The following is a 25717-nucleotide window of genomic DNA, read 5'->3' on the forward strand; positions in this document are numbered from 1 at the left end:
ATTTAGTTTATTTTTTAATCAATGATGTTAATTGTGGTCTAAAGCGGTTATGTTTCACCACTCGGATCTGTTCACGCATCACTTTTAAGCTGTCTGGCTGGACATTCACGACCAACGCGGAAACAGCATCCACATTCTTTTTCATCACCTTACCCCAGCCATCTACGGCGAGAGTATGTCCCCATGTACGACGCGTACCATGCACCCCAACTTGCGCTGGCGCTAAAACATAGCACTGGTTTTCAATCGCACGGGCTCTTAACAGTGGCTCCCAGTGAGCTTGTCCAGTATAACGAGTAAACGCCGCAGGGACGGAAATAATCTCCGCACCTTGTTCACGTAATGCTTGGAATAAGCCAGGGAAACGTAAATCATAACAAATGGTTAAACCTAAGCGACCTACTGGTGTATCAACCACAGTCAGGTGCTCACCACGTTGATAAATAACCGATTCGTTATACTCGCCTTGTTCATCTTCGATGTTCACATCAAACATATGAATTTTATCGTAACGCGCAGTGATATTCCCTTTCGCATCAAACAGTAAGCTACTACTGGTAATACGTTCAGGATCTTCACGGCTAATCAATGGCATTGACCCAATCAGAATCCACACATTGTAACGGATAGCCATCCCACGGATAGCGTCTTGTAATGGGCCATTACCTTCTGTTTCAGCCTGTTTACGATAGGTTGCAGCATCAGCAAATAGTAATGCATTTTCAGGAGTAAGAACTAACTGCACGGTATCAGGCAACTGTTTAATTTGCTGCTCTATCTGTGCCAAGTTGTGTTTTGTATTCTTACCACTACATAACTGCAAAAGTGCAACATTACCCGTTTTCATTACTCTTGAGTCTCCTTAAGCTGACGTAGTACTTCATCAATTTTAGGTTCATCCAGACTACCGCTTACGCGATAGCGAATAACCGAAATTTTACTCCACAACGGACCAAGGACCTTCGATGCCGCAAATACTGCCGCGCCCGCAAACGGGTTAATCACGAATGCGGTAGCTACACCTACTGTAGCAGAAATTTCAGGGGTAATGACCGCTTCCGCATTAATTTGGCGCTTAACAAGGTCAATATCCCCATTCAAGGCAATATCCGCGACTAATCCATCAATATAAAGATCCTTCGAGGTTAGAATACCTTGATTGATGACCGCATTGCCTTTAATCGAATCAAAGTTAAAGTCATTACTAAACGTATCCCGGAAATCTAATTGAAGTTTGCGCAATAACGCATCAAAACTGACTAAACGTAATAACTGCCCAGCACGCCCGCCCCCCATATGGGCAATCGCACCTTTCCCTAATTTTGCTGACATTTTCCCATTCAGTGTCGCAACCTCAGGCTCCCAAGGAACCTGCGCCCAGTTCAGGTCAAATTCAATCGAATATGGAGAGTCGATAATCGGCACCAAGACACCAAAATAAGCGGCAGTTTCATCGAAAGCCTCGCCAGTTAGCGAGCCTGCAATCTCAGTTTTATTGCCATCATTACTGCGCCATAAGGCATCAAGCTTTAACTCACTGGCACTGTTTTTCAGTGAACCTGCGGTTAATTTTAAAGTGTGCTGCCCCACTGGCGTGACTTGCGCCGAGATTTCTCCCAGTTTTTGCCCACTCACCCAACACTCGGCACAATGGATGTTCACTTTAGGCCACTGACTAAAGTCGAATACTTCCGATGAAGGGGTCTTTTCGTTTGACGCTAGCGAACCTTCAGGATTGTAATACAGGTATTCAATATCCAGCGCCCATGGCTGCTGTTTCCAAATCTGTAGCTGCCCTTTTAGGTTTGCACTTTCTACATTAATTTGCTGTTCATCACGGTATAAATCATAAGAGAAGCTCAAATCTTTCCAACGCTGACCTGCCAAATAAACGGATGGCGCTTTAACCTCAAGGGTATCTGGGTAGCCAATTTGCCCCACATGTTCGCTGGCAGAAGAAGATAAAAAGCCACTCGCTAATTTCTCCCAATTGACATCTTCTACCGCAGGTAAATCCACTAAAATGGTTGAGCCGTTTGGTAATGCAGGAACCTGATTATTCCATGGGGCAATGTGAGCTTTTTGTAGTTTCAATGGCGAGCTGGTGAGCGACCACTGAGAATTAAAACCAAGACGCTGACCAATATCACCACCTACCGTTAATTGCTCCGTCGTGCCTTTTGCTTGAATATTCATCTTACCAAGCTGTTGCAGTAGTTCAGTATTCAGTGCAGGTAACTGGCTTTTTAGCTTATTTAATCCTGCAGCTACCTCAATCTGTAAGCCTGTCGCTTGCTTGGATGATTCTGGTAACGTGATATGAATTTGGCTTTTCCAATCACTCACGCCAGAGACTTTCCCTTTGATATCACTTGGCAGCATGGGAACTTTATTTAGCTCCCAATTTCCGCCAAGGTTAATATCCACCAAATAATCTTTCGGGCGCGTTAATGTCGTGAAATCCAAAGAAACTGGCTGTTCTAACCATTGCCCCGTGATGTTATCACTGACTAAATCCCCATTGGTAAATTTGAAGCTGCCAGTCAATCCATGCAATGTGCTATCGATTGGGCGTACAAACACATTATTTTTATTAAGATTGACTTGCCCTTTCGCGACAACATCTTTTCCAGCCGATAATGGAATCGCGAGATTAAGCTTACCGGTTACGGTACCATCAATTTGTAGCTCATCCAGCGTATCGCCAAGGGAATGTTTGAGTGGTGTATGGGTGAAGTATTGTTGGATCTGTTTTCCCGTGCCACTCACTCCCGCATCGATATATAACATTTCATCGAAGTAATCATGAATTACTGCATCGAGATTTTCTGCCGTTGCATCCCCTAATTTCACCGAGTCCGTATGCATCGCTAAACTTGCGCGGCTAAAATCTAAATCGAGGTTTAAATCCAGTAATGCAGGCCATTGGTCATCGTATTCGAATGTGCCATCACGCAGCGGCACATACACTTGGAACTGCCCGTCATTTTTATAGTAAGGATAATGTGCAGGGTCGCCTTTATACACCAACGTCGCATTGTCTACATGTCCAGCAATGATCGCTTTGGTCAGATAATCCGCTAGCTCCTGCCCCATCAGCTTTTGAGGGAAATAGCGCCAAGCTTCCCCTGCATCATCGGTGCTGATCCCCGCTAAAATAGCCAAATCGGCAATATCATGCTGCTTCGCTTTCGCATAGCTAAAGTCGCCATTGGCTTTGACGGCCTTAGCTTGCAAATTCACACCGGAACTCCACAATTTGAATTCGCTGCTGTTATTGATCCAATTTAATTTGCCGCTGGCGTTACTAATCTCAAAAGGTGCTTTAAATTCATCGCGATAATCCACGATACTATCTTTCAGCGAAAATGAAAGGATCCCTTGTTGAGCACCGCCAATAAGTACCCCTGAGAAATGGTTTACAGAAGGAAGCTCTTTCCATTTTTTCCAGCTAACATCCTGCCAGTCCATACTTATTTGTGTATGGTCTTCAGTGCCTTGCGTTAGGTCGAGGGCAAATTCCGAGACTAATCCCGTCGGCTGACGATGCTGCCAATCTTGCACTAATTCTGGCGTAACAAACGAGAATGTCGGCAAGACTTCACTTAGACGTTCTAGCTCAATATTTTTTGCGCGAATGCGCCAGTGATCTTTGTTTTGATATTTTGCCGATGAAGGCAAATACAGAACGGAGACACTCCCTTGCGGCCAGATGTATTCATTGGTTTTCAGGGTATCTAGCTCAGGAATATTAAACAGCCAACCGTTGCCTTGGCGCTTCATGCGCACCAGTAAATCATTCACTTGAAGATTTTGCGTCAGAGGCTCTTCCCCCCAGTTCGCTTCACCTTGACGTAGCTGGATCAGACCATTATCTATACGATTATTCTTGAGGGTGATCCACGATGATAAACTGAAGTTGGCGTCCCGCAGCCCCGTATTATCCCGTAACCACTTGCTGAGCCAAGGCTGCATATCAATGTTATCAGCCTGCAAATAGAATATGCCGTCACTGAGTACGCCGTTTTTATCCGACACATCCAGCTTCACTTGCAGATAACTATTTTGCTTATTTAGCGTTTCAAGGCTAACGAAACCTTGGGCGCGGTGGCGGGCATCTTGGTTAAGCCATGAAAGTTCAGGCAATAGTAACGTCATCTTTTGGTCTGATGGCGTCAAAAATGTCAATTGGCTATCTTTTAAAATAAAATGGTCAAACTGCCGTAAAAACAGGTCATCCACGCCATCATAGTTCGTGGTTTCATCTTCCGGTCCATCAAAACTCAGCGGGACTTTATAATCCACATTCAGTTGATAAAACGTCAAATCACGAAAACGCCAACGCAAAGATAATAGCGAATTCCAAATATCTAATTCGATAGTGATTTTGTTGACTTGTATATCGGTTATTGGGTTTTTGGCAACAACATCGGAAATGATAAGCTCGGGACCATAATAGCGCCAAGCCCCTTCAATCTGACCAATATCCAGTGAGATATCACTGTGATTTTCAACGTAGGTGATAATTTCTTGGCGATAATTATCAATATTGGGTAATAGAAAACGCAAACTGGTGAGTACCAACGCACACAGCAACAATACGGCAGCGGTTGTCACGAGTACGATACGTGGCAGTCGTTTCACCAGTTTCTCCTTCAAGCAGAATGCTACATCATGACGACATCAAAGCGTTCTTGGCTATATAACGGCTCAATCTGCACTTTAACTTGTTTCCCTACAAAGATTTCAACTTCCGCTAATGCGTGAGATTCATCTCCAGTCAACACATCCACCACCGCTTTTGATGCGTAAACTAAGAATCTATCAGCATCGATTGTGCGGTGAACTCTCACGATTTCACGCAAAATTTCATAACATACGGTTTCAACCGATTTTACCGTACCACGACCTTGGCAAGTTGGGCAGGTATCGCACAGCACATGCTCCAAGCTTTCACGGGTTCTTTTACGTGTCATCTCAACTAATCCTAGCTGAGAGAATCCATTAATGGTGGTTTTTACCTTATCTTTACTTAGAGCTTGTTCAAGTGAGGCTAACACACGGCGGCGATGTTCTACATCAGACATATCGATAAAGTCGATAATAATAATACCACCGAGATTTCTTAATCGTAATTGGCGCGCAATGGCTTGAGTCGCTTCAACATTCGTATTAAAGATAGTTTCTTCTAAATTACGGTGACCCACGAATGCGCCGGTGTTGATATCGATGGTGGTCATCGCTTCAGTTTGGTCAATGATAAGATACCCGCCCGATTTCAATTCAACCTTTCTGTCCATCGCGCGTTGAATTTCATTTTCCACATCGAACAAGTCAAAAATAGGTTGATTGCCTTGGTATAGCTCAAGCTTCGCCGTCATTTCCGGCACATATTCCGCAATAAACTCTTCCAACTGCGTGTAGGTTAAACGAGAATCCACACGAATACGGTCGAGGGATGCGCCAGCAAAGTCGCGAATGATACGGTATGCCAGTGAAAGCTCACCGTAAATTTTAGTACGCGTGACATTACGTTTTTTGCGTTCAATCACTTTCGCCCATAAGCGTTTTAAAAATGCAGCATCCTGTTTAACATCCTCTTCAGCCACACCTTCTGCGGCGGTACGAATGATAAACCCGCCGTTTTCATCGCAATATTGTGCGACACACTCTTTTAAACGCTCTCTTTCTTCTTCACTATCAATACGCTGAGATACACCAACATGGGAAGCTCCCGGCATGAAAACCAAGTAACGAGAAGGCAACGTAATGTCTGTGGTGAGTCTTGCGCCTTTGGTGCCAAGTGGGTCTTTAACCACTTGGACAATTAAATCTTGCCCTTGCTTCACCAGCTCAGCGATATCTCTAACATGAAAGTTTTTCTGCTCGTCACCCGCAATGCATTCGGTGTGAGGCATAATGTCCGAGGCGTGTAAAAAGGCTGCTTTATCCAGACCAATATCAACAAAGGCCGCCTGCATACCAGGTAAAACTCGGCTCACACGACCTTTGTAGATATTCCCTACTAGCCCTCTTTTCGCCTCTCGTTCGACATGTATTTCTTGTAAGATCCCACCATCAATATAAGCTACGCGCGTTTCAGATGGTGTTACGTTTACTAATAGTTCCGTAGTCATGAATTCCCCTTCCCATCACCTAACGCTAAAAATCGTTGTATTAATTCTTCTGTTTCGACCAATGGTAAGCCCACCACTGCATGATAGCTGCCATTAATGCATCGAATAAAACGTCCACCGAGACCTTGGATACCGTAAGCGCCCGCTTTATCCATTGGCTCGCCAGATTGTATATAATCCTGTATTTCCAGCAAAGATAACTCGCGGAATGTCACATCTGTCGTAATCAATGAGGTTAGAGTCTCATGCTTGTTCGACACAGCAATGGCGGTCATTACCTGATGTGTTTTACCAGAAAGGTCACTGAGGATTTGCTGAGCATGGACCGCGTCTCGCGGTTTTTCTAATATTTTACCGTCAAGAACCACAATAGTATCTGCACCCAAAACTGGATGATCCGCAGGAGCAATTGCTACACCCGCTCGGGATTTATCTCGCGCTAAGCGCTGGACATACGCCTGAGGCGATTCCCCTTCTTGCCATTTTTCTTCCACTTCGGGACGCAAGATTTCAAAGGAATAACCTAGCAGTTGGACTAATTCACGTCGTCTCGGTGAACCTGATGCAAGATAAATTAAGCTCATAAATTGTCATTCCAGTTATCATCAACGACCACAATCTTAACATACTGAAAATTGGCGGCGAATTTTTCGTAACAGTAAAAATAACCATGGCCACAGAATACCATTCACCAAACTATTCCAGAATACTTGTGGGTGGAATAAGACTTGTGAGGAAAGGAATTCTGCCCAGAAAACAGCAAGGTCTTGCACCACCGTTAATGCAACAATAATCAAAGCTTGCTGCCACAGTGCCATGTTACGTAAAAGCTGATGCTTGTATGCCACGAGATAACAAATGATGCTGAAGGAGAGCGCATGTACGCCCAGAGCTGATCCTTGAATAGAATCGACAATAATTCCTAAAATAAAGCTGGTACCCACACTGACGCGATGCGGTAATGCCATTACCCAGTATATTAAAATCAGCAGTAACCATGATGGTCGGTAAAATGCCAATTGTTCAGGCCATGGCATTACCTGCAAAATCAGTGCAATAAAGAAAGATAGCCAGATAATGATGCGCCCATTACCGCGATACTCATCCATTATGATTTCCTCTCCACCCTTTCATCATACCGTTTCCCTCACTCTATCTTATGGCTGAGGTTGAGGCTGTGTAGGTTGCATGGACGGTGGTAATGGTGGTCCTTGAATCTCGCTTGGTGTTGGTAACACCTGCGGCAACACTTTCATTAAACGCTCATTTGCAGCCCGGTAAACATCGGATGGCTGTAATGGGGTTTTCGGATCACTTTCATTGCCCCACAGCAGGAGTAAATAACGTAGACGTTGTAACTCAGCACTTGGTCTTGCAGAGATGATAGTATAGGCACGTTGAGTATCATGCTTCACCGCTGAAACAACAGCAACAGGATACCCTTCAGGGAATCGTCCACCTAAGCCCGAAGTCACTAACACATCACCAACACGAATATCTGTATTTCCAGGAAGTGGCTCTAATTGCAGGTCATCCGCACATCCTGAGCCCGCAGCAATAACACGGATATCATTACGTAAGACTTGCACAGGCAATGCATGGGCAGTATCGCAAATTAATAAAACGCGGCTATTAAAATTACTGGTACCAACAACCTGACCTACCACGCCTTTATCGCTGATAACTGGCTGGCCTTCATAAACGCCGTCATTACTGCCTTTATCTATCACGACTTGGTCGCGATAAGGCGTGTTCGCACCTGAAATGACTTGCGTCACCATCATATGTTCATCTTGGCGTAATGGGGAACCTAACAGTTCGCGTAAACGGGCATTTTCTTGTTTGAGTTGCTCAAGCAGCAAGTTATCCGCTTTTTTTAATAATAGCTCTTGGCGTAGAGCCTTATTCTCAAACTGGAGCTGATCCCGCGTTGAAAGGGTGTCAGAGATATTATCAAGGAATTGACGTGGTCCGTTAGCTAAAAAATAGAATGGGCTAACCGCCGTGTCTAAATAATTACGGATTTTATTGAAAGGCTCAAATCGATGGTCAATCACCACCAGCACCAATGCAATTATCACTGCAATAAAAATGCGTAACTGTAGGGAAGGACCTCGCCTAAAAATTGGCTTCATGTATGGCTAAGTTTCGCTAATGGTCGGAGAATAAAAAAATAGTCAAAGCGACTGGAGCTAAAAAACTCCAGTCGCTTATGGCGTGATTTAGTCTTCGCTAAACAGGTCACCGCCGTGCATGTCAATCATCTCTAACGCTTTACCGCCGCCACGAGCAACGCAGGTTAAAGGATCTTCAGCAACGATGACCGGAATGCCAGTCTCTTCCATTAATAAACGATCTAAATTACGCAGAAGAGCACCACCACCCGTTAATACCATACCGCGCTCTGAAATATCAGATGCTAATTCTGGTGGGCACTGTTCTAACGCTAACATTACCGCACTCACGATACCGGTCAGTGGCTCTTGTAATGCTTCTAAAATTTCGTTGGAGTTCATTTTGAATCCGCGAGGTACACCTTCAGCCAAGTTACGACCGCGAACTTCAATTTCATAAACTTCATCAGTTGGGAAAGCAGAACCGATACCATGCTTGATACGCTCAGCTGTTGCTTCACCAATTAAGGAACCATAATTACGACGCACATAGTTGATGATTGACTCGTCAAAACGGTCACCACCAATGCGAACAGAAGAAGAGTAAACTACACCGTTCAGAGAGATAACAGCGACTTCAGTGGTACCACCACCGATATCGACAACCATGGAACCTGTCGCTTCAGAAACAGGTAAACCAGCACCGATTGCCGCTGCCATTGGCTCTTCAATTAGGAAAACTTCGCGGGCACCTGCACTTAATGCAGATTCACGGATAGCTTTACGCTCAACTTGAGTTGCACCAACAGGCACACAGACTAAAACACGAGGGCTTGGACGCAGGAAGCTGTTGCTATGAACTTGCTTGATAAAGTGTTGTAACATTTTTTCAGTTAAGAAAAAGTCTGCAATCACACCATCTTTCATTGGTCGAATTGCGGAAATGTTACCCGGTGTACGCCCCAGCATCTGTTTCGCTTCACCACCAACCGCAGCAACGCTTTTTGGCGAGCCCGCGCGATCCTGACGAATTGCAACTACAGAGGGTTCATTTAATTTGACGCCTTGTCCTTTGACATAAATGAGGGTATTGGCCGTACCCAAGTCAATCGACAGGTCATTAGAAAACATGCCACGAAATTTTTTAAACATAACGAAAGGATTATCCTGCAAGCTGGGGACGAATAAAAACCCGTCTACTCTACCAACCACTTGAAGCTGCCTCAAGGCGTAAATCAATCACTTCATAAATATGGTTAATTCATCTATTTTCACATACTAAAATCGTACATGCTTCTATAACAAAACGAAGCAGATAAAAACCCCGAAAATCACCCTTAATTCAAACGCCTTTGAAATTTTTCATCATTCGCGCACGAAAAATGGACAGCCCTCTGGTTGTTATATACTCCATCTTTGCGTTCTTCCCAGTGTGACAAGCGATTACGTCTACAAGTTCAAATAAATTTTTTATATTTTAATTATTGCTATACATCTAGCTTTTTAACAACAAAATAAGTGAACTTAAATTTCGCTGATTCTATTATCAACTTTAAATTAAGCCATAACCATGTCGACACGCTGATGTATTAGTCAGAGTAGGACATTTTGCATGATAAAAGCCTAGTTATGCTAGAAAAAAATGCATTTTTACAAATTAATTACATAAGTAATAGCTTGAATACCATTCTGGCGTCAATGAAAACGATTTTACCTGTGTGTAAATTAAAAAAAACACTTATTTAATCATAAAATTAGGGGTGGATCATGAAAGCGCTCGTTTTACAGCAACAAGACGATAAAATCGTCCCAGAAATCCTCAATGTACCTACTGAGTCATTACCCGCTGGCGATGTCATCGTCGATATTCACTGGTCGACAATTAACTATAAAGATGCGCTAGCTATTAATGGAAAAGCAGGCGTTGTCCGTCAATATCCAATGGTACCCGGAATTGACTTTTCTGGCATCGTTCATCACAGTGAAGATCCCCGTTTTCATATTGGCCAACACGTATTATTAACAGGATGGGGAGTTGGCGAAACACACTGGGGTGGACTCGCCACACAAGCGAAAGTTCCCGCCGATTATTTAACGCCTCTTCCTGAAGCATTATCACTGAAACATGCCATGATCATCGGCACCGCTGGATTTACCGCCATGTTGTGCGTGAATGCCCTTGAAGATGCAGGGATCACTCCTGAAAGTGGAGAAATTGTAGTGAGCGGCGCCAGTGGTGGTGTTGGGAGTGTCGCAATCCAATTACTTTCTATATTGGGCTATCAAGTTGTGGTGATTTCAGGTCGCGCAGAAAATCACGACTATTTACTGAAAATTGGTGCGAAAAGCGTACTACCTCGCAGTGAATTTACTCATCCAGCCAAACCGCTTGATAAACAGCGTTGGTCAGGCGCTATCGACACGGTTGGTGGTGACGTGCTGGCCAATATCTTGGCGCAAGTGAACTATAATGGAGCTGTGGCTGCATGCGGGCTGGCTGGCGGGTTCTCACTGCCAACAACTGTTATGCCATTTATTTTGCGTAATATCCGTCTGCAAGGGGTCGATTCCGTTTACTACCCTGCGGCAAAACGCCAAAAAGTGTGGGAACGCTTAGCGCAACTCTTACCTGATGCGTTTTATGATCAAGTTAGCTGCGAGATTTCATTAGAAGAGTGTGTCGAACACGCAAAAAAACTCTTAAAAAACGAAGTCACTGGGCGTACCCTAGTAAACCTTCAAAATTAAATCATCAACACGCGTGATTGTGTCGCCACAATGTGGATTACGGCACAATTTATAAAATAAATTCGGGTAATTTCTCTGATAAGACCAGTATTTTGCTGCTATATGCAACGAAATAATTATAATGCTCTTCCTTGTCAGTGGAAAATCTATTTATTTTTATGATAAAAGATGACAAACCGTCGACATCGCGTTATGTTGTCGGATTATTGACATATCGTCGGAGTTAGCAACACAATGACAGAAGATACTCATATTTTGCTCCTTAACGGCCCGAACTTAAATATGCTGGGTTCCAGAGAACCTGAGAAATATGGGGCTCGACCGCTTTCTGAAATTGTATCGAACCTGATGCAAGAAGCAGAAAAATTAGGGGTGAAACTGAGCCATTTTCAGTCAAATGCAGAGCATGAACTTATCGATAGAATTCATGCAGCACAAGGTAATGTTGATTATATCCTAATCAACCCGGCCGCATTCACGCATACAAGTGTTGCTCTGCGTGATGCGCTATTAGCAGTTTGTATCCCATTTATCGAGATCCATCTGTCTAATATTTATGCTAGAGAACCCTTTCGTCATCACTCCTATTTCTCCGATATGTCCAATGGAGTTATTTGTGGTCTTGGCGCAGATGGTTACAGTTTTGCATTACAAGCCGCGGTTAATCGTGTGCGACTAATTAATTCAATTCAAATATAAGAGTACGGAATCATATCCATGGATATTCGTAAAATTAAAAAGCTGATCGAACTTGTTGAAGAATCTGGCATTTCTGAACTGGAAATTTCTGAAGGTGAAGAGTCAGTACGTATCAGTCGTGTATCACCAGCACCTCAAATGATGGCTGCACCTCAACAGTTCTACTCAGCACCAGTTGCTCAACAACCTGCATTAGCTAACGCGGTTGCTCCAGCACAAGAAGCAGCGGCTCCAGCAGCACCTGCGGCAGTTTCTGGTCACCAAGTTCGCTCACCAATGGTTGGTACTTTCTACCGCTCACCAAGCCCAGAAGCAAAACCATTCGTTGAAGTTGGTCAAACTGTCAAAGTTGGCGATCCTCTTTGCATCGTTGAAGCGATGAAAATGATGAACCAAATCGAAGCAGATAAAGCTGGTGTTGTTAAAGCTATTTTGTTGCAAAACGGTGATGCAATAGAATTTGACGAGCCATTAGTTGTCATCGAATAACGAGGCGTTTCCATGCTGGAAAAAATTGTTATCGCTAACCGTGGGGAAATTGCACTGCGAATTCTGCGTGCATGTAAAGAACTCGGCATCAAAACTGTTGCGGTTCACTCCACGGCAGATAGAGATTTAAAACACGTATTGCTGGCAGACGAAACTATTTGTATTGGTCCGGCTGCCTCAGCAAAAAGCTACTTGAATATCCCTGCTATCATTGCTGCGGCTGAAATTTCAGGCGCACAGGCGATTCACCCAGGATACGGTTTCCTGTCTGAAAACGCTGACTTTGCAGAACAAGTAGAACAATCAGGTTTCATTTTTATCGGCCCAAAAGCTGAAACTATCCGCCTAATGGGCGACAAAGTTTCTGCGATTAGCGCGATGAAAAAAGCAGGCGTTCCATGTGTACCAGGTTCTGATGGTCCATTGGGTAACGACACTGAAAAGAACAAAGCAATTGCTAAACGCATCGGCTTCCCAGTTATCATCAAAGCATCTGGTGGTGGTGGTGGTCGTGGTATGCGTGTGGTTCGTAATGAGAAAGATCTCGAATCTTCCATTAACCTGACCCGTGCAGAAGCAAAAGCCGCATTCAACAACGACATGGTTTACATGGAAAAATTCCTTGAAAACCCACGTCACGTTGAAATCCAAGTGATGGCAGATGGTCAAGGTCATGCTGTTTATTTAGCTGAACGTGACTGTTCAATGCAGCGCCGCCACCAAAAAGTGGTTGAAGAAGCACCAGCACCGGGGATCACCCCAGAAATTCGCCGTAATATCGGTGAACGCTGTGCAAAAGCCTGTATCGAAATCGGCTATCGTGGCGCTGGTACTTTTGAGTTCTTATTTGAAAACGGCGAATTCTATTTCATCGAAATGAACACCCGTATTCAGGTTGAGCACCCAGTGACCGAAATGATCACCGGCGTTGACTTAATCAAAGAACAGCTGCGTGTAGCATCTGGTTTACCATTATCTGTGACTCAGGATCAGATCAATGTTCACGGTCATGCGATTGAATGTCGTATCAACGCAGAAGACCCGCATACATTCCTGCCTAGCCCAGGTAAAATCACTCGTTTCCACTCTCCGGGTGGCTTCGGTGTTCGTTGGGAATCTCATATTTACGCAGGCTACTCTGTACCTCCGTTCTATGACTCAATGATCGGTAAATTAATCACTTACGGTGAAACTCGTGAAATCGCGATTGCTCGTATGAAAAACGCGTTAAACGAACTGATCATCGATGGGATTAAAACCAACATCGAATTACAACAGATGATCATGAATGATGAAAACTTTGCCAAAGGTGGAACCAATATCCACTATTTGGAGAAAAAACTCGGTATTCAAGAATAATCCCCTGAATAATCGATATTTTCGTCATTAAAAATAAATACCGGAAAGTCAATTTCCGGTATTTTTTTGCCTATAAATGGCAGGATTATCGGTTTTATTACGCTATTTTTCACACTCCCCCTTCAGATTGTCGTACAATCCCCGATTATTTTTGTCAACATGAGGAGGAAAAGCGGATGGACAAACGTTTTCTTCAATCAAACAGGGAAGCTCGTTGGGCGCTATATCTGACTATTGCCTACATGATAGGTTGGGTACTTTGTGCTTATCTACCCAGTAACACACTTGGTGTTACCGGATTACCGTTATGGTTTGAATGGTCATGTCTGATTCTCCCTATCATCTTTATTTTGCTATGCATCATGATGGTTAAACTCGTATTCAAAGATATCTCGCTGGAGGAGAAAGATGCAGACTGAAGTTCTCCTGCCCTTAATCGGCTATCTGCTCCTCGTTTTTCTCCTTTCGCTCTACGCTTATAAAAAACGCACGAAAGGCGAATTTCTTAACGAGTATTTTCTAGGTAATCGCTCGATGGGCGGCTTTGTCTTAGCCATGACCATCACCGCAACCTACATCAGCGCTAGCTCCTTCATCGGAGGTCCCGGTGCCGCCTACAAATATGGGTTAGGCTGGGTACTCCTCGCCATGATCCAACTACCTGCGATCTGGCTCTCTTTGGGCGTACTTGGCAAAAAATTTGCTATCTTAGCTCGCCGCTATAATGCAGTTACCCTTAACGACATGCTCTACGCCCGTTACCAAAGTCGTTTTCTCGTTTGGTTTGCTAGCGTAAGTTTATTAGTCGCGTTCTTTGGGGCAATGACGGTGCAGTTTATCGGTGGCGCACGACTACTCGAAACCGCAGCCGGCATTCCTTATACCTATGGATTGATGATTTTTGGTATCTCTATCGCGCTGTATACCGCGATTGGTGGTTTCCGAGCCAGTGTCCTCAACGATGCGTTGCAAGGGCTGGTCATGTTGCTTGGCACCGTTATTTTGCTGGTTGCCATTATCTACCATGCGGGAGGTTTACCTGCTGCCGTGGAAAAAATGCATGCTATCGACCCGAAACTGGTCTCCCCAGAAGGAGCCAACGATATCCTCAGCGGACCATTTATGGCCTCATTCTGGGTGCTAGTCTGTTTTGGGGTTATCGGATTACCGCACACTGCGGTGCGCTGTATCTCCTACAAAGACAGCAAAGCCGTTCATAAAGGTATTATTCTGGGCACCATCGTGATGGCCATCTTGATGTTTGGTATGCACTTCGCGGGTGCCTTGGGGCGTGCCATACTACCGGATTTAACCATTCCAGACCAAGTGATCCCGACCTTGATGGTTCAGGTTCTTCCACCATTTGCCGCGGGGATTTTCCTGGCAGCACCAATGGCCGCAATTATGTCCACCATTAACGCCCAGTTACTGCAATCTTCAGCAACGATCGTGAAAGATATCTACCTTAACGCCGCACCTGAGCAAATTAAAAATGAGAAAAAACTGGCGCGCATTTCCAGCTTCTCAACGTTAATTTTAGGGGCGCTATTATTGATTGCTGCGTGGAATCCACCACAAATGATTATCTGGCTGAATTTATTAGCTTTTGGTGGATTAGAAGCAGTATTCCTGTGGCCATTGGTTCTCGGATTATATTGGGAAAAAGCCAACGGCACTGGCGCCCTGAGCGGCATGATTGTTGGCGGTGTTTGCTACGCTATTTTCGCCTCATTTAAGATTGAAATTATGGGCTTCCACGCCATTGTGCCATCACTGTTCCTGAGCCTGATTGCCTTTTTGATTGGTAATCTTTTTGGCAAAAATCCAGTACAATCGGCACCAAATGAACAGGTAACTAGCACTCATTGATTTTGACTTTACCTAATGTAAATGAACAAATGTAATGCTCTCAATATTGACGTGAAACATAGCAAACCATTTTAGTGCTCTAAATAATTCGCGTCATAGCTAGGCGGCAAACGAGCTAATCCCTAGGAGCATACACAAGTATGTGACTAGGGTTAGCGAGAGCAGCCAACAACGCTATGGCGTGAAGAGTGAAGAGCAACGCTATGGCGTGAAGAATGACGAGAATTTTAAAAGAGAAAAAACAATGCCTTGGATACAAATCAGACTAAACTCAAACGCAAAAGACGCAGAAGCCCTTGGCGATGAACTCATGGAAACAGGCTCCGTGTCCGTCACCTTCCAAGACAGCCACGACACACCTGTTTTCGAGCCACTTCCTGGAGAAACTCGCCTGTGGGGCGATACCGATGTTATCGGTCTATATGACGCTGAAACTGATATGAAATGGGTGGTCACTCAGTTAGAAAACAGCCCATTACTCGGCGCCGGCTTCGTTCATAAAATCGAACAAATTGAAGATAAAGATTGGGAGCGCGAATGGATGGATAACTTCCACCCAATGCGTTTCGGTCAACGTTTATGGATCTGCCCTAGCTGGCGCGATGTGCCAGATCCAACTGCAGTTAACGTGATGTTAGATCCTGGCTTAGCTTTTGGCACGGGAACCCACCCGACGACTTCATTATGCCTTGAGTGGCTGGATGGATTGGATCTTGAAGGCAAAACCGTTATCGATTTCGGTTGCGGATCAGGGATCTTAGCTATCGCAGCATTAAAGCTCGGTGCAGCGCGTGCGATCGGGATCGATATCGATCCACAAGCGATTCTTGCGAGCCGCGATAATGCGGAGCGTAATGGCGTCTCAGAGCGTCTGTCGCTCTATTTACCCAAAGACCAACCTCAAGACCTTCAGGCTGACGTCGTAGTCGCTAACATCCTTGCAGGCCCTTTACGTGAGCTTGCACCGATGATCAGTGTGCTACCGCGCGCCGGTGGTCATTTAGGTCTGTCTGGCGTATTAGCCAGCCAAGCTGAAAGTGTTGCTGATGCTTATCGTGCTGACTTCAATATTGACCCTGTTGCAGAGAAAGATGAGTGGTGCCGTATCACTGGTGTCAAGCATTTTTAATGGGTTTGCGGTAAAAATCAAAGAATAATTTCTTTGAAATTAATTGCAGAATGGATTATCTTACAGCTCAAATATTGCTCAATAGCTGATGATAATCTGTTCTGCTCGAGAAGTGAGTCTTGGATATTCAAAGTAATCGTTATTTTTAGCGCCTGTTGTTAAAAAACACCTAACAACTTGTTAAATAACACTAATTTTATTATTTTCTAAAAAGCAAGATAAAAAAGTTAGTGATAAATAACCGTTTGCTCAAAGTTTGTCCTTTCATATCTCGTAAAAAATGCGTAATATACGCGCCCTTGCAGTCACAGTATGGCCCCCATTTAGTTATGCGAATCGGACAATATCAGTTGAGAAACTGTCTTATTGCTGCCCCCATGGCAGGCATCACAGATAAACCGTTTAGGTCCCTGTGTTATGCGATGGGTGCTGGAATGACGGTATCGGAGATGCTTTCTTCTAACCCACAAGTTTGGAAGACAGATAAATCGAGACTCAGGATGGTTCACCGCGATGAACTCGGGGTACGTTCCGTTCAAATAGCTGGCAATGATCCCGATGAAATGGCTGCTGCAGCTCAAATTAACGTTGAGAGCGGCGCTCAAATCATTGATATCAATATGGGCTGCCCAGCTAAGAAAGTGAATCGTAAGCTAGCAGGCTCAGCCTTACTGCGTTATCCGGAGATTGTAAAATCAATCCTAGAGACCGTTGTAAACGCTGTGGATGTGCCAGTCACACTGAAAATCCGCACAGGCTGGTCACCTGAAGAGCGTAACTGCATAGAGATTGCCCAATTGGCCGAAGATTGTGGTATTCAAGCCCTGACCATTCATGGCAGAACCAGAGCCTGTCTGTTCAACGGCGAAGCTGAATATGACAACATTCGGGCAGTTAAGCAGACTGTTTCCATTCCGGTTATTGCCAATGGCGACATTACTGACCCGCTAAAAGCCAGGGCTGTTTTAGACTACACAGGGGCGGATGCCTTGATGGTAGGACGAGCAGCTCAGGGAAGACCTTGGATCTTTCGGGAAATCCAACATTATCTGGACACAGGTGAAATATTGCCACCGATGCCAATGGCTGACGTGAAAAGCATTATGTTAGGGCATGTACGGGAACTGCACGACTTTTATGGTCAAGGCAAGGGAGCCCGTATAGCGCGCAAACATGTTTCTTGGTACTTACAAGAACATGCACCTGATGACCAGTTTCGGCGCTCCTTCAACGCCATTGAGGATGCCAGCGAACAGCTGGAGGTGTTGGAAGCATTTTTTGAAAATTTTTGCGTAAATAAAAGATAAGAGCTGACAGAACTATGTTCGAACAACGCGTAAATTCTGACGTACTAACCGTTGCTACTGTAAATTCACAAGATCAAGTAACTCAAAAACCGTTACGTGACTCAGTTAAGCAAGCACTGAAGAACTATTTTGCTCAATTAAATAATCAAGATGTTAACGATTTATATGAGCTGGTATTGGCTGAGGTAGAACAGCCTTTGTTGGACATGGTTATGCAATATACCCGTGGAAACCAGACCCGTGCAGCCCTGATGATGGGTATCAACCGCGGAACTCTGCGTAAGAAACTGAAAAAATACGGCATGAACTAATCCTAGTCGGTTAATGCAGTGTTTTTAGAAGCCCTTTCTGATTTTAGAAAGGGCTTTTTTTGTCCTTGTCGATCTGAACACGATCCCCCTATTTTTAATAATCATCCTTCTTTCTAATTCGCAAATCATATATTTTATAAATAAATTCATCTTGTTTTAATCCTAGCCTTTATTCATGAGCATTATCACAATTAATAAAATCCTCATTTTTATATCTTGCCATTTTCTATCTAGGTTTATAAATTCAAAAATCTTCTTGTTCTCATCAATGAAAACTAAAAGGACTTAAATGGTAACTATCGATTTAAGAAGTGATACGCTAACAAGGATAAATAAAGAGGACCTAAATAATATCAATTTTAATTATATTAGCGATGATTGTTATAATGAAGATATTTATGTCAAAAAACTAGAATCCTATATCTCAGAATTATTTAATAAAGAAAATGCGCTATTTATGCCATCAGGCACAATGAGCAATCAGATTGGTTTAAAAGTTTTATCCACTATAGGTGATGAAGTCATTACTGAAGTCGGCTACCACATTTGTTTTTTTGAATCATCCCAAACCTCAGCATTAAACGGCTTAATTATTAATAATGTTAAAACACAAAGTGGTATTTTAACTGAACAAGATGTTATTCAAGCAATTAATCATAAAGCTCGTTGGTCAAATTTATACTCTACTCCCAAAATCATTGCGATAGAAAGTAGCATCAGTACCTACGGTGGAATCGTATTCCCATTAGCAGAAATCAAGAAACTCAAGCAGCTATGTATTGAAAAAAACATGTCTTTGTTTTTAGATGGTGCCCGAGTATTAAATAGCTGCATCTCCCTTAATATTCCTCCGCAAGAATATACCAAAGATATCGATCTTCTCAATATCTGCCTATCAAAAGGCATTGGAGCGCCATTTGGTTCAGTGTTAGTAGGAAGTCAGCATCATATAGAAAACGCTAAACGATACCGAAAATGGTATGGTGGAGCGCTACATCAATCAGGATTACTGGCAGCTATTGCCTTAAATAAGCTGGAACATTATGACTCTCGGTTACACACCGATCACCAAAATGCAGTTCATCTCGCGTCTATTCTTTCACGTTATTTTCAACTCGCTTATCCAGTCGAAACTAATATCGTTATGATAAAAGTGCCAGATGCTGAGCACGTTGTTCAAAAGTTAAAAAGCCATGGGGTGTTAGCCACCGCTTGGACAGCTGATATTGTGCGTTTTGTCACTAGCAGCAATATTTCAGAGACAATGCTCTACCAACTTGAGCTATTATTAAAAAAAAATAGAAAGCATACAATATGATAAATAAAATTATGACCACTCGATTTTTATCGGGTACCTCTTTTTACAGTTTTCTACCTTTTTTCTCCCTCTATCTTATTCACTATAAAAATATCAGTGAGAGTGAAACCGCAATTATTATTTTTGTCTTCCTTTTCATTAGCCGTGCCTTTTCTCTCTTCACCCACTTTATTATTGATTTTCTTAATTATAAAAAAACGCTATTTTTAAGCTATCTAATTTCCTCAACATCTATTATTTCACTCTATTTCATTTCAAATTTTTACCCAATTCTGTTATCTGCCGCATTGATTGGTGCGGGGTTTTCTATTGCGAATGTCAGTACCAGTTTATTTATTGCTGAAAATAATAATCACTCAGAAAGAGTGAAAAGTTTTTCAATCTTAAATGTCATTGTGAATATTTCGTCGGCAGTCGGTGGTGCTGTGGGCGAATGGTTTTATCATAGTTTTTATTCCGGAGTGATCTTTCTTCCTGCCGCCATTATGTTCATTGCTGCCCTGTACTCATTAACCTTAACGAATACAAAACATACTCAACCAACACAAAGCCAACAAACGAAAGCCTCTGCCAGCTTTTTAGAATGGGGGATTTTTCTCTGTTATAGCGCCATTCCTTTCTTTATGCTGGGGCTTGTATTCCGCAATTTGGCTTACTTATTTGAGCTAAATTATCAAAATGCTAGAGACTATATTACGGTTTCTTATCTATTCGCTTTGAATGCCTTTATGATCATTTTTTTGCAAATCAAAGTGACCCAATATATTGATAAACAGAAAAAATCCCATCAATCTATTATCTACAAATTCAGCCTTCTTCTGATTGCGAGCCTGCTTTTATTTTTAAACTTCAGCGCATTAATCACACTTTATTTGCTGATAATCCTATTTACCTTTAGCGAATTAATTTGGAGTCCCTATAACAACAGTTTAGCGATTGAAAAATGCCCGTTCACCCGTAAAAAACTCTCGTTATCTATTTGTATATTCTGTTGGGGGTTAGCTGAGTCCCTTGGTGCTTATATTGGTATTATTGCTAATCACACTCAAATGCACACCTATATCCCTACTAGCCTACTTTTAATCCTCATTGTTCTATTCACCGCTGAATATTTTATCCATTTAAGGAGCACTGATGAAAACCATCCTATTTCTCGAATGTAATATCTCCGGTACTGGCGTCAGCGCCATCAAATTGGCAAAAGAGAGAGGTTATCACACGGTTTTATTCACCAAAGAACGTCATTATTATGCTCAACTGGCTGATAACCCAATGCTCTATATTGATGAAGTTGTGGAACTAAATACAGACTCCATGGCAGCGATTTTAAACCATGCCCTGGACTATAACCTGTACGGTATCGTCGCTTTCGATGACTATCGATTAATCAATGCTGCCGCAGCATCCCACGCCTTCAATTTACCTTCGCCAAGTTTAATTGCCCTAACAGCCTGTCGTTACAAGCATCTGACTCGGCAGTATTTACACCAACATAATGCCAATTGTCGCTACAAAGTTGGCAATATCCATGACAAGTTTGACCTGAACAATATGCAGTTCCCTGTAGTGATAAAACCCTGCGATGACAGTGGTAGCAACCAAGTAACAATATGTTATTCAGAGGAAGATGCACTCACTGCTGTGCAGGCGTTATCTGAATTTCGGGTTAACCGTCGAGGATATCAGCTCTCCCCTCATTATCTTGTTGAAGAGTTCATTGAAGGGGATGAATACAGTGCAGAAGCTTACTGGGACTCTAAAGATAACGAGTGGACAATACTCGGTGTCACCAAAAAATACACCACATCAGGGCAATATGCTGTCGAAATTGGTCATGACTTTCCCGATGACACTCTTGATATCGAAAACATCACGAAAACGATCATAGCGTGGCTCACTCAAATCGGCTTATCCCACACCGTTGCTCACGTTGAATTCAAGCTTAGTCACAGTGAAATAAAACTCATTGAAATTAACCCCCGCGTTGCCGGGGGGATGATTGATACCCTTTGCTATCAATCAACAGGGTTTGATTTAGTTGAGTGCTACCTTTCTTTGCACGTCAAAGACATGGTGTACACCCCGAAACTCTGCGCCAATAAACAGTATACGTCGATTCGTTTTCTAACCTCAGAGAAACCAGGAACAATTATCGGGTTTCATGCCAATCCTCAATTAAGTGCCCCTCTACTGTTTAATTTTGTTCCCACACCAATACATGTAACAACCTTGAAAGACAGCTACAGTCGACTGGGTTACGTAATAACAACCGCCTCTGAGCGGTATTTAGCAGGGAAGAAAGCGGAGAGTTGGCTTAATCATGTAAAACTCCTCTATAAATAAAAAAACCCAGTACAAACGCAAATTCATACTGAGTTTTGGCTTCTCAAACCGATGCAATGGTTGCCAATATTAGGCAACCGTCACTTCGGTAAAATTACGCTCATTATTTGTTAACTGAAATTTACTGACTGATTCCTGCAGCTCTTCAGTTTGATGTTCTAATGAACTTGCTGCTGTTGCCACTTGCTCAACTAAAGACGCATTTTGCTGTGTCACACTGTCCATTTGAGTGATGGCAACCCCCACCTGTGCGATACCTTTACTCTGCTCCTCCGAAGCTGTCGTGATTTGTTTCATAATCGCCGTCACCTCGTTGATCCCTTGCAGAATATTGCTCATTGTCGAGCCCATTTCATGAACCAAATGCGTGCCTTTTTCCACACACGAACTTGATTCCGCAATCAGCTTTTCAATTTCCATTGCCGCATCGGCACTGTGGCTAGCAAGCTTACGAACTTCGGCAGCAACCACCATAAATCCACGACCATGAACCCCTGCTCGCGCCGCTTCAATGGAGGCATTCAGTGCCAAAATATTGGTCTGGAAGCTGATGTCATTCATCATGCTGATGATGTCAGAGATTTTTTTGGCGCTCTGGGAGATCTCATCCATCGTGCTCACCACGGAATCAACAATCGCATCCCCTTGATTAGCCACTACAAAGGCCTCAGCGGCTAATTGGTTAGCTTGATGGGTATTTTCCACATTCAGTTGTACTGCAGCTGTAATTTGCTCCATACTCGCTGCGGTTTCTTCCAACGCTGCGGCTTGCTCTTCCGTTCGTGAGGAAAGGTCACTATTGCCGTTAGATATTTCTGTCGCACCACGATAAATACTTTCGCTACCATTGCGGATCGTCAACACCGCATCACGTAAACTGTTCTGCATCTCTTCTAACAGAGGAAAAAGTTTACCCACACAGTTACGACCAAATGGCTCGATTGGCTGGCTTAAATCCCCTTTCGCAATCTTATCGAAGTATTGACGTATCAGCTCCAGCGGTCGTTGCATCATCTTAGCGAGATAGCGGTCAGTGAAGATCAAAATCAGCAAACCAAAAATGGTCGCAATAATAATCACTATCCGCGTCATATTCATATGTTCATCAACTGCTTCTCGCGTGTGCTCAATCATCACATCCGCAGTTTGGTTAAACTGGGTGATAGCCGCGCCGAATGTGCGGCTCAATGCTGGCGTGACATTATGGGCATGTGCCAAATAAGCCGCCTTATCATCCCCCATGGAAATGGCTAATTGTGGTTTCACGCCTTCATCTAGCAGCGCTTGCCAGCTATTAATCACTTGATCGGAAATGGCTTTATCCATCGGGCCTGGGGAAATTGACTTCATCTCCTCAAGATAACGCTCCATGTTCACAAGCGCGTCTTTGACTAAGGCGTAATCCCCTTCTTTGCCCTCATTTTTGGTTTCCATCACACGGGTTAAGCGAGTGACAAAACGAAAATATTGGTCATTGCCCTGACTGAGTACCGTCATCTGTTTCACCAGTTGTCGGTCAACATGGATACCATCAGAAATGCGCGATAAGGACCAACCGCTATACAGGCTTATGCCCCCAAGGTTTAGGCATAAAATGCCAAGTAGTACGAGCATCACAGCACGTATTGAATAATTTCGAAGTTTCTGCATGGAATTTCTCTTTTGATAAAATAAAATGATCTTTGTTTAATTTATCGGCGGTAAAAGAGAAAAATTTAATTATTTTCAATTGCTTTCTAACTTTTAGACATCAAAAAAAGCTCAAAATAATCCGATTAAAAATTGGCTTAATGATTGATTTTAGAGACATAATGCCTGTTTTTTATCCATGTGAGTTCTATTTTCATACAATTACCCTATCTTCCAGTTTGTGATTGACCTCCCAAAGTATTGCTCTGTTTCTGTAAGAAAACGCCATCATCAGGTTCTGTAAATATAAGCAAAAATCTGTTTTAGCTCTTGAGCTTCCCCCTACGGGAAGCTTTATGGTTCAGAGGTTCCATAAGAACTCGAATAAGAGAAATACAAACCTGCTTAAATTTCGCACCCTTATTTTTTTATTTAAATAACAATGTCTTATTTTTGGAGTAATACTGATATGAAAAAATTGTTATTCACTGCACTATTGGCAGCGTCATTTTCCTCTGTTGCAGCAAACCAAGTTGTTGACCTGTACAAAGAAGAAAGTTGCGGTTGCTGCCATCTTTGGGGTGAAGCAGTAAAAGCCGCAGGTTATGACGTAAAAATTCACGATGTCACCTATCAAGAGATCGATAAAATCAATCAAGAAGCCAATTTACCTAACTCATTACGCAGCTGCCATACCGCCAAAATTAATGGCAAGCTGGTTGTTGGTCACGTTCCTCTCGATAGCTTAGCGAAAATCAATACACTACCCGATGACGTTGCGGGTATTGCTGTCGGAGGCATGCCTGCAGGCAGTTTAGGAATGGAGCAACCAAGCGGATTTAAACAAGCCTATTCAGTGATGAGTTTTAAAAAGGATGGTAGCCAATCCGTATTTGCTCGTTATTAGTTTTCCATAAAAAAGGTACAGCAAACCCTCGCTGTACCTTTGGCAGTGATTACTGCATCTTAATTTGAAAAATTAACGGTATATCGGTAATACATTAAACTGCGCTAACAACTGACAAATAATACCAACAACACCAAAGGCTATAACTGCATAGATTAGCCCTTTGCCTCCCCACACTTTAAAGGTCGAGTTAGGGAAACGCTCTCTCACTTTTAATGCCATGACTGCCGGGCAAATAATTGCCCAGATACACGCCGCCATCCCCGCATAAGCAATCGCAATTAAGAAGCCATTTGGGAATAACATGCATAAAACTAGAGGAGGTATAAAACATAACAGTGCTGCTTTCATTCTGCCTGAAGAGTTATCATTAAAGTTTAGTGACGCCAGAATGTAGTCGAATAAACCAATCGCAACCCCTAAGAATGAACAAAATACAGCACTAATCGAGAACCATAATAAGAACGTCGCAATATGTGGGCTACTTAATACTGCATACAGTGACTCAATAAACGCATCGAGGTTTCCGCCTTTATTAATTATGGTGAGGAATTCTGTTCGAGGTAAATTTCCCATGGTGCCTAATATCCAAAGGAAATAGAGTATTAAAGCCAGTACACAACCAATCACACAACTTTTAACCACTTTACGTTCATTTTCATGATACAGCTTATACAAACTACAGACGTTACCGTGATAACCAAACGAAGTAATGGCATAAGGAATAATAATAAAGACAAATGGTAGTAAAGATAACTGACTATCTCCCACTGGAGATGTTAATAATAAATCAGTTTTTACAATTAAGAATAACCCTGAAAAAGCGAGAATAAATAAAACAATTTTAATAAATAAAAATAATGATGTTAATCGACTTGCAGCAATACCACTCCACCAAATACTTGCGCCCAACAGTAAAGTGAAGACAACAAATATCACTCTTAAGTTAACATCAAATCCATATATTGCCGACGCTTCTTTGATAACGGATCCGGCTGCAGAAATATAAGCATATATCAATATATATAAAACAAATATTAATGCTGCATTGGCAATATAGCAGGCCCATTTAGGTAATAATTCTTTAGAGATATAAAAATAGTTAGTGCCGGCTCCATATTTGGATATACATTCTAAAATATAGATCCCTGAGTGAAACATAAAGAAACAAACAATCAGTAATATTACAATCGAGTTAATAAACCAAGCCCCAGCCATAATTGTTGGCAAGCTAAACATACCTGCCCCGATCATGGCTCCGCCTAGCACAAAACCCCCTACCATTATGGAGGGTTCTTTCTTGGCTGCCGAATTGTTCATGTTGGTCACCTTAAAAATAAGGGATAAGGTTCCCGCAT

At 42.9% G+C, this 25717-nt stretch carries 22 protein-coding genes; 13 read left to right on the forward strand and 9 right to left on the reverse strand.

The genetic code is table 11. The features are described from left to right. Positions 1-7: 7 nt before the first annotated feature. The 7 genes from nit1 to ACIH2S_RS16350 form a co-directional block, all read right to left on the reverse strand. Positions 8-847: a deaminated glutathione amidase gene (gene nit1, locus ACIH2S_RS16320; RefSeq protein ID WP_108478432.1), complete on the reverse strand. Its 840-nt coding sequence runs from the start codon at positions 845-847 to the stop codon at positions 8-10. Beyond that, positions 847-4644, reverse strand: a complete 3798-nt coding sequence (gene yhdP, locus ACIH2S_RS16325) for an AsmA2 domain-containing protein YhdP (protein WP_108478431.1) — start codon at positions 4642-4644, stop codon at positions 847-849. Before yhdP ends, nit1 begins: the two co-directional genes overlap by 1 nt. 23 nt (positions 4645-4667) lie before the next feature. Continuing rightward, positions 4668-6137: a ribonuclease G gene (gene rng, locus ACIH2S_RS16330; protein ID WP_036956090.1), complete on the reverse strand. Its 1470-nt coding sequence runs from the start codon at positions 6135-6137 to the stop codon at positions 4668-4670. Further along, positions 6134-6721 carry a Maf family protein gene (locus tag ACIH2S_RS16335; protein ID WP_036956088.1) on the reverse strand — a complete coding sequence of 196 codons (588 nt, stop codon included), beginning with the start codon at positions 6719-6721 and terminating at the stop codon, positions 6134-6136. The genes rng and ACIH2S_RS16335 overlap by 4 nt, the downstream gene beginning before the upstream one ends. Positions 6722-6757: 36 nt before the next feature. Further along, entirely contained in the window at positions 6758-7246 is a 489-nt protein-coding gene (mreD, locus tag ACIH2S_RS16340) for a rod shape-determining protein MreD (RefSeq protein ID WP_036956087.1), read from the reverse strand. 48 nt (positions 7247-7294) lie between these two features. Then, on the reverse strand, positions 7295-8272 hold the full coding sequence (gene mreC, locus ACIH2S_RS16345) for a rod shape-determining protein MreC (RefSeq protein ID WP_036956086.1): 978 nt from the start codon (positions 8270-8272) through the stop codon (positions 7295-7297). Positions 8273-8359: 87 nt separating this feature from the next. Further along, the gene (locus ACIH2S_RS16350; RefSeq protein ID WP_006662897.1) at positions 8360-9403 is read right to left on the reverse strand and encodes a rod shape-determining protein; all 1044 of its coding nucleotides are present in this window, start codon (positions 9401-9403) and stop codon (positions 8360-8362) included. Positions 9404-10018: 615 nt separating this feature from the next. Between ACIH2S_RS16350 and ACIH2S_RS16355 the strand changes: the two genes are divergently transcribed. The 12 genes from ACIH2S_RS16355 (at position 10019) to ACIH2S_RS16410 (ending at position 21823) form a co-directional block, all read left to right on the forward strand. Then, the gene (locus ACIH2S_RS16355) at positions 10019-10999 is read left to right on the forward strand and encodes an oxidoreductase (RefSeq protein WP_108478430.1); all 981 of its coding nucleotides are present in this window, start codon (positions 10019-10021) and stop codon (positions 10997-10999) included. 234 nt (positions 11000-11233) lie between these two features. Then, positions 11234-11698 (forward strand): type II 3-dehydroquinate dehydratase, encoded by a 465-nt coding sequence (gene aroQ / locus ACIH2S_RS16360; RefSeq protein ID WP_036956081.1) that lies wholly within the window; start codon positions 11234-11236, stop codon positions 11696-11698. An 18-nt stretch (positions 11699-11716) separates the two neighbouring features. Beyond that, a complete protein-coding gene (accB, locus tag ACIH2S_RS16365; protein ID WP_154609985.1) occupies positions 11717-12187 on the forward strand; it encodes an acetyl-CoA carboxylase biotin carboxyl carrier protein in 471 nt (156 codons plus the stop codon). Between the two features lie 12 nt (positions 12188-12199). Next, positions 12200-13546, forward strand: coding sequence for an acetyl-CoA carboxylase biotin carboxylase subunit (gene accC / locus ACIH2S_RS16370; RefSeq protein WP_036956076.1), 1347 nt, complete (start codon positions 12200-12202; stop codon positions 13544-13546). A gap of 176 nt (positions 13547-13722) precedes the next feature. Continuing rightward, entirely contained in the window at positions 13723-13965 is a 243-nt protein-coding gene (locus tag ACIH2S_RS16375) for a DUF997 family protein (RefSeq protein WP_108478429.1), read from the forward strand. Continuing rightward, positions 13955-15415, forward strand: a complete 1461-nt coding sequence (gene panF, locus ACIH2S_RS16380) for a sodium/pantothenate symporter (protein ID WP_036956072.1) — start codon at positions 13955-13957, stop codon at positions 15413-15415. Before ACIH2S_RS16375 ends, panF begins: the two co-directional genes overlap by 11 nt. A gap of 244 nt (positions 15416-15659) precedes the next feature. Then, positions 15660-16544 (forward strand): 50S ribosomal protein L11 methyltransferase, encoded by an 885-nt coding sequence (gene prmA, locus ACIH2S_RS16385; protein ID WP_036956069.1) that lies wholly within the window; start codon positions 15660-15662, stop codon positions 16542-16544. 329 nt (positions 16545-16873) lie between these two features. Further along, the gene (dusB, locus tag ACIH2S_RS16390) at positions 16874-17851 is read left to right on the forward strand and encodes a tRNA dihydrouridine synthase DusB (protein WP_036956067.1); all 978 of its coding nucleotides are present in this window, start codon (positions 16874-16876) and stop codon (positions 17849-17851) included. Between the two features lie 14 nt (positions 17852-17865). Beyond that, on the forward strand, positions 17866-18162 hold the full coding sequence (gene fis, locus ACIH2S_RS16395) for a DNA-binding transcriptional regulator Fis (protein WP_004258438.1): 297 nt from the start codon (positions 17866-17868) through the stop codon (positions 18160-18162). Positions 18163-18451: 289 nt separating this feature from the next. Further along, positions 18452-19480 (forward strand): threonine aldolase family protein, encoded by a 1029-nt coding sequence (locus ACIH2S_RS16400; protein WP_108478428.1) that lies wholly within the window; start codon positions 18452-18454, stop codon positions 19478-19480. Next, on the forward strand, positions 19477-20643 hold the full coding sequence (locus tag ACIH2S_RS16405; protein WP_234413544.1) for an MFS transporter: 1167 nt from the start codon (positions 19477-19479) through the stop codon (positions 20641-20643). The genes ACIH2S_RS16400 and ACIH2S_RS16405 overlap by 4 nt, the downstream gene beginning before the upstream one ends. After that, on the forward strand, positions 20615-21823 hold the full coding sequence (locus ACIH2S_RS16410; RefSeq protein ID WP_036956063.1) for an ATP-grasp domain-containing protein: 1209 nt from the start codon (positions 20615-20617) through the stop codon (positions 21821-21823). The genes ACIH2S_RS16405 and ACIH2S_RS16410 overlap by 29 nt, the downstream gene beginning before the upstream one ends. Before the next feature lie 69 nt (positions 21824-21892). Here the strand turns inward: ACIH2S_RS16410 and ACIH2S_RS16415 are convergent, their stop codons facing one another. Beyond that, positions 21893-23473, reverse strand: coding sequence for a methyl-accepting chemotaxis protein (locus ACIH2S_RS16415; RefSeq protein WP_036956060.1), 1581 nt, complete (start codon positions 23471-23473; stop codon positions 21893-21895). Positions 23474-23921: 448 nt separating this feature from the next. On the opposite strand from ACIH2S_RS16415, the gene ACIH2S_RS16420 reads away from it, so the two are divergent. Further along, complete coding sequence (locus ACIH2S_RS16420; RefSeq protein WP_430247733.1) at positions 23922-24359, forward strand: DUF411 domain-containing protein; 438 nt, start codon at positions 23922-23924, stop codon at positions 24357-24359. 72 nt (positions 24360-24431) lie between these two features. Here ACIH2S_RS16420 and ACIH2S_RS16425 read toward each other — a convergent pair whose 3' ends face one another. Then, a complete protein-coding gene (locus ACIH2S_RS16425) occupies positions 24432-25679 on the reverse strand; it encodes an aromatic amino acid transporter (RefSeq protein ID WP_036956056.1) in 1248 nt (415 codons plus the stop codon). Positions 25680-25717 lie beyond the last annotated feature (38 nt).

It is taken from the genome of Providencia lanzhouensis, assembly GCF_050469745.1.
Taxonomy (GTDB): Bacteria; Pseudomonadota; Gammaproteobacteria; order Enterobacterales; family Enterobacteriaceae; genus Providencia; species Providencia lanzhouensis.

What these genes read in the sequence shown, in the direction of transcription:
- ACIH2S_RS16415 (WP_036956060.1), bottom strand. Translation starts at nt 23,473, where the DNA reads ATGCAGAAACTTCGAAATTATTCAATACGTGCTGTGATGCTCGTACTA.
- panF (WP_036956072.1), top strand. Translation starts at nt 13,955, where the DNA reads ATGCAGACTGAAGTTCTCCTGCCCTTAATCGGCTATCTGCTCCTCGTT.
- ACIH2S_RS16420 (WP_430247733.1), top strand. Translation starts at nt 23,922, where the DNA reads ATGAAAAAATTGTTATTCACTGCACTATTGGCAGCGTCATTTTCCTCT.
- aroQ (WP_036956081.1), top strand. Translation starts at nt 11,234, where the DNA reads ATGACAGAAGATACTCATATTTTGCTCCTTAACGGCCCGAACTTAAAT.
- mreD (WP_036956087.1), bottom strand. Translation starts at nt 7,246, where the DNA reads ATGGATGAGTATCGCGGTAATGGGCGCATCATTATCTGGCTATCTTTC.
- accC (WP_036956076.1), top strand. Translation starts at nt 12,200, where the DNA reads ATGCTGGAAAAAATTGTTATCGCTAACCGTGGGGAAATTGCACTGCGA.
- ACIH2S_RS16335 (WP_036956088.1), bottom strand. Translation starts at nt 6,721, where the DNA reads ATGAGCTTAATTTATCTTGCATCAGGTTCACCGAGACGACGTGAATTA.
- ACIH2S_RS16375 (WP_108478429.1), top strand. Translation starts at nt 13,723, where the DNA reads ATGGACAAACGTTTTCTTCAATCAAACAGGGAAGCTCGTTGGGCGCTA.
- nit1 (WP_108478432.1), bottom strand. Translation starts at nt 847, where the DNA reads ATGAAAACGGGTAATGTTGCACTTTTGCAGTTATGTAGTGGTAAGAAT.
- ACIH2S_RS16405 (WP_234413544.1), top strand. Translation starts at nt 19,477, where the DNA reads ATGATAAATAAAATTATGACCACTCGATTTTTATCGGGTACCTCTTTT.
- dusB (WP_036956067.1), top strand. Translation starts at nt 16,874, where the DNA reads ATGCGAATCGGACAATATCAGTTGAGAAACTGTCTTATTGCTGCCCCC.
- prmA (WP_036956069.1), top strand. Translation starts at nt 15,660, where the DNA reads ATGCCTTGGATACAAATCAGACTAAACTCAAACGCAAAAGACGCAGAA.
- rng (WP_036956090.1), bottom strand. Translation starts at nt 6,137, where the DNA reads ATGACTACGGAACTATTAGTAAACGTAACACCATCTGAAACGCGCGTA.
- ACIH2S_RS16355 (WP_108478430.1), top strand. Translation starts at nt 10,019, where the DNA reads ATGAAAGCGCTCGTTTTACAGCAACAAGACGATAAAATCGTCCCAGAA.
- mreC (WP_036956086.1), bottom strand. Translation starts at nt 8,272, where the DNA reads ATGAAGCCAATTTTTAGGCGAGGTCCTTCCCTACAGTTACGCATTTTT.
- fis (WP_004258438.1), top strand. Translation starts at nt 17,866, where the DNA reads ATGTTCGAACAACGCGTAAATTCTGACGTACTAACCGTTGCTACTGTA.
- ACIH2S_RS16350 (WP_006662897.1), bottom strand. Translation starts at nt 9,403, where the DNA reads ATGTTTAAAAAATTTCGTGGCATGTTTTCTAATGACCTGTCGATTGAC.
- accB (WP_154609985.1), top strand. Translation starts at nt 11,717, where the DNA reads ATGGATATTCGTAAAATTAAAAAGCTGATCGAACTTGTTGAAGAATCT.
- ACIH2S_RS16400 (WP_108478428.1), top strand. Translation starts at nt 18,452, where the DNA reads ATGGTAACTATCGATTTAAGAAGTGATACGCTAACAAGGATAAATAAA.
- ACIH2S_RS16425 (WP_036956056.1), bottom strand. Translation starts at nt 25,679, where the DNA reads ATGAACAATTCGGCAGCCAAGAAAGAACCCTCCATAATGGTAGGGGGT.
- ACIH2S_RS16410 (WP_036956063.1), top strand. Translation starts at nt 20,615, where the DNA reads ATGAAAACCATCCTATTTCTCGAATGTAATATCTCCGGTACTGGCGTC.